Source organism: uncultured Brevundimonas sp. (genome assembly GCF_947305955.1).
GTDB lineage: Bacteria > Pseudomonadota > Alphaproteobacteria > Caulobacterales > Caulobacteraceae > Brevundimonas.
Map to the genome: position 1 here is coordinate 1 of NZ_CAMZFB010000088.1, position 3958 is coordinate 3958.

At 61.1% G+C, this 3958-nt stretch carries 3 protein-coding genes and 1 pseudogene; 2 read left to right on the forward strand and 2 right to left on the reverse strand.

Features of this window, described 5'->3' with window-relative positions:
* Positions 1 to 129 (forward strand): annotated as a pseudogene (locus Q0Y42_RS13985) (IS1595 family transposase); the annotation flags it as partial.
* A 230-nt stretch (positions 130 to 359) separates the two neighbouring features.
* Here the strand turns inward: Q0Y42_RS13985 and Q0Y42_RS13990 are convergent.
* Positions 360 to 2702, reverse strand: coding sequence for an EAL domain-containing protein (locus Q0Y42_RS13990; RefSeq protein WP_297805016.1), 2343 nt, complete (start codon positions 2700 to 2702; stop codon positions 360 to 362).
* A 154-nt stretch (positions 2703 to 2856) separates the two neighbouring features.
* Positions 2857 to 3468, reverse strand: a complete 612-nt coding sequence (locus tag Q0Y42_RS13995) for a superoxide dismutase (RefSeq protein ID WP_297805019.1) — start codon at positions 3466 to 3468, stop codon at positions 2857 to 2859.
* A gap of 175 nt (positions 3469 to 3643) precedes the next feature.
* On the opposite strand from Q0Y42_RS13995, the gene Q0Y42_RS14000 reads away from it, so the two are divergent.
* Positions 3644 to 3958, forward strand: a 315-nt coding sequence (locus Q0Y42_RS14000) for a hypothetical protein (RefSeq protein ID WP_297805022.1), incomplete at its 3' end; no start/stop codon positions are given.

Here is a 3958-nt window from a genome sequence, read left to right on the forward strand (position 1 = left end):
AAAGGCATGGTCGCCCGTTTTCATGGTGTCGCCACGAAATATCTGAACAACTACATCGTCTGGAATAACTTCGTCAATCACGCCAAGCTGCCGAAAAGCGAGAAGAAACGCATTCTTCTTGATCACATAGCCAAAAGCCTGTGCTAAACCAGAGGCTATGGCCTTTCAAGGAGGAAGCCTGTGCCGACGGTGATTTCGAGATAGAGGTGGTCGAAGTCCTACCCCCGACCGCCGACCGTCTAGCCCGAGACCTGAAACTCAGAGACCGGCTGGACCACTGGATCGAAAAACTGGGCGCGTCCCGCCTTTAGCCCAAAGAAAAAGAGGGGACCGAAGCCCCCTCATTCCATCCTCTATCGTCAGGACACTTCGGCCAAGGGCGTCAGCTCCGTCGCTGCCAGACGCTGAGGCCGTCCAAGAAGATAGCCCTGAACCTCGTCGCAGCCCTGTTCGCGCAGGAACTCCAGCTGGTCGAACGTTTCCACCCCTTCGGCCAGCACCGGAATGTTCAGGCTCTCGCCGATGGTGAGCACGGCGCGGATGATGGCCCGTGACTGCGGACTGCTTTCCAGTTCGGTCATGAAGGCGCGGTCCAGCTTGATCTTGTCGAACGGGAAGGCCCGCAGCGTCGACAGCGAGGAATAGCCCGTGCCGAAATCATCCATGGCAATCGACACCCCCAGCGCCTTCAGCTGACGCAGGATATGGGTGGAGCGCACCATGTCGGAAATCATGGCCGTCTCGGTGATTTCCAGCTCCAGACGGGCAGGCTTCAGACCCGTATCGATCAGGATCTGATGCACCATGCGCGGAAGGTCCGTATGGCTGAACTGGACCGGCGACAGGTTCACCGCCAGACGAAGCGGCTCGTCCCATTGGACCGCTTCCTCACAGGCGCGACGCAGGACCCACTCCCCAATAGGCAGGATCAGGCCCGTTTCCTCGGCGACCGGAATGAAATCCATCGGCGGGACGAAGCTGCCGTCCGGCTGCGGCCAACGCAGCAGGGCTTCATAGCCCGTGATCTCGCCATTCACGACGTTGACCTGCGGCTGGTAGTGGACCTCGAACTGGTCGTGGTCCAGTGCATCACGCAGCCCTTGGGTCACGCGACGGCGCTGGCGAACCGCTTCATCCATAGCCTTTTCATAGAAGCAGATCTTGTCGCTCAGCGATGCCTTGGCCCGATACATGGCCAGATCGGAGTTGTTGACGAGGATCGAGGTGTCCTCCCCGTCATCCGGCCACAAGGCCACACCGATCGAAGCCCCGCAGCCCAGTTCGGTATGCTCGCTCTGCATCGTCACCAGAATGGCATTACGAATGCGTGTGGCGGCCTCCAGCGCCTGCTGTTGACGATCCTGCCCGTCCTTTAGCGCCAGCAGCGCCACGAACTCGTCACCGCCCAGTCGGGCAATAAACTCGCCCTCGCGCACAACGCCCTTCAGGCGCTCGCTGACGTGAACCAGAAGCTGGTCACCGACCGCGTGGCCGTAAAGGTCGTTGATGTCCTTGAACCGGTCCAGATCGACCGCCAACAGGGCAAAGCCTGCGTTGCGATCAACCAGCTGGGTCATGCGCACCATCTTCTCGAGGAAGGACGCGCGATTGGGCAATCCGGTCAGGCTGTCGTTACGAGCCAGGAAGGCGATACGGCGTTCCTGTTCCAAACGGCGGCGAAGGTCACGCACGCCAAACAGGCGCACCGGCATGCCGCTGTCCCCTACGTCATGACGGACAACCACCTCGACAGGTACCTGCTCGCCTTTAGCCGTGGTCAGGTGGCTCTGGATGACCGCGGTGGCGTTCATACCCTCCGCGTCCTCGATCCAGCGCGAAATCTCGCTGCCGATCACGTCTGTCGGTTCCAGACCGCACAGGCTGGCAAAGGCTTCATTGGCCATGAGGATGCGGCCTTCACCCTCGACCGCCATGCCGTCAGCTGTGCCTTCAATCAGGGTTTTAAGTCGGCGGTATTCGCGCTTCTGGGATTGATCCTGAAGCATATAGGTGGCCAGCGCCGATCCCAGCAGCAGCAGGCCCACACCGGCCACGCCCAGCGCCATGAAACTGTGGTTCGCGCCGGACGCCCCCTGCGCAGCATCCGTCAGCAGAGCCGTCACCGAAGCCATGCCGGTAAAGTGCAGGCTCACAATGGCCAACACCATCAGCAGGCTGGCCACAGCCATGCGCTTCCAACGGGCCTTGGACGTCACCGCAAAGAACGCGGCCATGCCCAGCGCCACCGCCAGAACCACCGACATGACGACATAGAGCGGATCGAACAGCAGGAAGGCACGGCTCTCGAGCCCTGCCATGCCGGTATAGTGCATGGCCGACACGGTCAGGCCGAACAGAGCCCCGCCGGCCAGTTTGGACCAGAGCCTCTTGCCCGAGCCGACACCCAGTGCCAGCGCGCAACCCGCCAGCGCCACCACCAGAGACAGGGCCGTCACCAACGGCAGATAGGCCGTCGCCAGCGAAGGCGTCCAAGCCAGCATGGCGATAAAGTGTGTGCACCAGATCGACGCACCGCCCGCAGCGGCACCGTTCACAAGCCAGGTCGCCCGGATCACCCCCGAACTCGCACGCATTTTGCGGACAAGGTTCATGGTGATGGCAGAGCCCGCAACACAGACAGCGGCCGCCAGCAGGACCAGCAACAGATTGTGGTCCTCGACCACGCAGCTCACCACGCGCATACAACGCCCTCGAAAACTTAGGGCCTTGTGTATCGCGGAGGGCTTACTGCCGCGCGAATAGTCAAGGCTAACGAAGCCTTAAAAACAAACAGGGAGCCGGACAAGCCGACTCCCTGGAATACACATTATTTTACAAAAACTTACCTTGCGGCAATCAGGCCTTGGCGGCGGCGTACAGCTCGCTGACCTTGTTCCAGTTCACGATCGACCAGAAGTCCTTCAGGAAGTCGGCGCGACGGTTCTGGTATTGCAGGTAATAGGCGTGTTCCCACACGTCGGCGACCAGCAGCGGAGCGCCCTTTTCTTCGGCGATGTCCATCAGCGGGTTGTCCTGGTTCGGCGTCGAGACAACCTTCAGCTTACCGTCCTGCACGATCAGCCACGACCAGCCCGAACCGAAGCGGCCCAGGCCAGCGTTGACGAAGGCTTCCTTGAAGGCGTCCATGCCGCCCAGATCGGCGTCGATAGCCGCAGCCAGTTCGGCCGACGGTTCACCGCCCTGACCTTGCGGGGCAAAGCCTTCCCAGAAGAAGGTGTGGTTCCACACGCCACCGGCGTTGTTGCGGACAGCGGCCGGCAGGGTCGAGATCTTCGAGAACAGCTCGTCAAACGACTGGCCTTCCACGCCTGCTGCGGCGACAGCCTTGTTCAGGTTGTCGACGTAGGTTTGGTGGTGCTTGTCGTAGTGGTAGCTCATGGTCTCCTTGCTGATGACCGGCTCCAGCGCGTCGTGGGCGTACGGAAGGGGAGGAAGGGTGAAGGCCATCAGGAGACTCCGTTCAGTGGGTTTCAGTTTGTGCCCCCTATTTAAGCCGCATTGGCGCTAACCCAAGGGGGTAAGTCGATTTGACATGATTTTAGCCTCTATTTCCCGCGTAAAGGGAACTGGCGACCGAGGCTAACGTTAGTGGCGCATGTAGTCTCGTATCTCTGGTATTCCGATGCACGCAGCTGATTCCTATTCGCGCCTTACCGACGATCAACTCGAACAGGTCAAGCGTCAGCTCGCCCCCCTCATGGGTCGCATGACGCGTCTGCAGATTTTCGAGATGGCGGACTTCCTCATCGCCCGCGCGCCCGAGCCGGTGGTGATTTTGGCGCAGGACAACGACTTCTTCGATCCGCGCGGCACGGCGGAGACGTTCGCCGACGTCGCGCACATCTACCGTCTGCTGGGGGCGGAGGACCGCGCGCGGCTGGTGTTCGGCGAGGGGCCGCACAGTTTCGGGACCGACGCGCGGGAGCAGATGTACGGA

Bases quoted from the DNA above. Each gene is read 5' to 3' on its own strand.
- Q0Y42_RS13990 (WP_297805016.1), bottom strand. From the start codon at position 2,702: ATGCGCGTGGTGAGCTGCGTGGTCGAGGACCACAATCTGTTGCTGGTC.
- Q0Y42_RS13995 (WP_297805019.1), bottom strand. From the start codon at position 3,468: ATGGCCTTCACCCTTCCTCCCCTTCCGTACGCCCACGACGCGCTGGAG.